The organism is Teichococcus aerophilus (genome assembly GCF_014490485.1).
Lineage (GTDB): Bacteria > Pseudomonadota > Alphaproteobacteria > Acetobacterales > Acetobacteraceae > Pseudoroseomonas > Pseudoroseomonas aerophila.
This window is the reverse complement of the sequence record NZ_JACTVA010000127.1, coordinates 1-1,320: the sequence shown is the minus strand read 5'-3', so window position 1 is coordinate 1,320 and position 1,320 is coordinate 1. Positions and strand designations below refer to the sequence as shown.

The following is a 1,320-nucleotide window of genomic DNA, read 5'->3' as shown; positions in this document are numbered from 1 at the left end:
GCCTGCGCCTCGGCGGAGCGGGCGGAGAGGCGTTCGCGCTGCGCCGTCGCCCCGCTGGCACGTTCCAACCAAGATGTGCGCTCGGCGCCGATCGCCTCCAGCCGCGAGGCAGCGCGTTCCGCCTCGGCGGAGAGCGCGGCGGCGGTGTCGCGGGCGGCGGCGGCGCGGGCTCGCAGGGCGGCCAGCGTGGCACGGGCTTCCTCCACCCCGGCGCGCAGCTTGCCGAGGTCGGGCTGCTGCCCTTCGGCGGCGCGGGCGGCATCCAGCAACCGCTCGGCCTCCGCCAGTTCCTCGGCCACGCGGGCCAACTGCGGCGCCAGGGCGGAAAGCCGGCTCTCCACCTGGGCGGCGCGGTTGGCCAGGCGGGACTCTTCGCCGCGGGCGGCTTCCAGCGCCGCCTCGGCCTGGCGGCGGGCGTTGCGGGCGGCGGCCTCGGCGGCCTGGGCGTCGGCTTCCTGGCGAGCGGCGGCATCGCGCGCGGCACGGCTGGTGGCGGGGTCGGCGAGTTCCGCCAATACCGTGGCGGCGGCATCGCGGGTGGCTTCAGCCGTGGCCAGGTCGGTAGCGAGCCGCTCCAATTGCGGGCCAAGCGCGGCGATCCGGCTATCGGCCTGGGCAGCGCGGGCGTTCAGGCGCTGGCCTTCTTCCCGCGCCTTGCTCAGCGACCCCTCGGCGGCGCCACGGGCGGCGCGGGCGGTGGCTTCGGCGGCGGCAGCCTCGGCTTCGGCACGGCGGGCCTGCTCGGTCGCTTCGCGAGCAGTGGCGGCCGCCGCCTCGGCGGTGGCCAGGGCGGCCTCCGCTGCGCGCAGGCGGTTGCGCTGGGTCAGCCGCACCGCCCCGGGACTGGGCGCGCCAGGCTTGGCGCCATGGCCATCCCACCGCCACAGCGCGCCATCGTGCGAGACCACGCTCTGCCCGGCGGCCAGGGAAGGCTGCAGCGCCGTGCCATCGGCGCCGTCCGGCAGCAGGAAGATGCAGGCCAGGGCGCGGGAGAGTTCCTCCGGTGCCTCGATCAACGTCGCCAAAGCGGTGGTGCCGGCGGGGGCGGCGCCGGGAGCGCCCAGCGGCGGCAGCACGCGCCAGTGGCGTGGCGCGCCGGTATCGGCCGGGCTTTCCAGCGCCTCGCCCAAGGCGGCGCCCAGGGCGGCTTCCAGCCCGGGTGGCACGGTGATGGCATCCAGGATCGGCGCCGCGGTGCCACGCTCGCGCGACCGCAGCAGGTCCAGCAGGCCCTGGCGTTCGGCGCTGGCGCGGGCGCGCTCGGCATCGCGGGCGCTGGCGGCGCTGCGGGCTTCGGAATGCGCGGCGGCGGCGGCGGCG

General features: G+C 78.3%; 1 pseudogene. It reads right to left on the bottom strand.

The features are described 5' to 3' along the window. Positions 1 to 1,320 (bottom strand): annotated as a pseudogene (locus IBL26_RS25420) (AAA family ATPase); the annotation flags it as partial.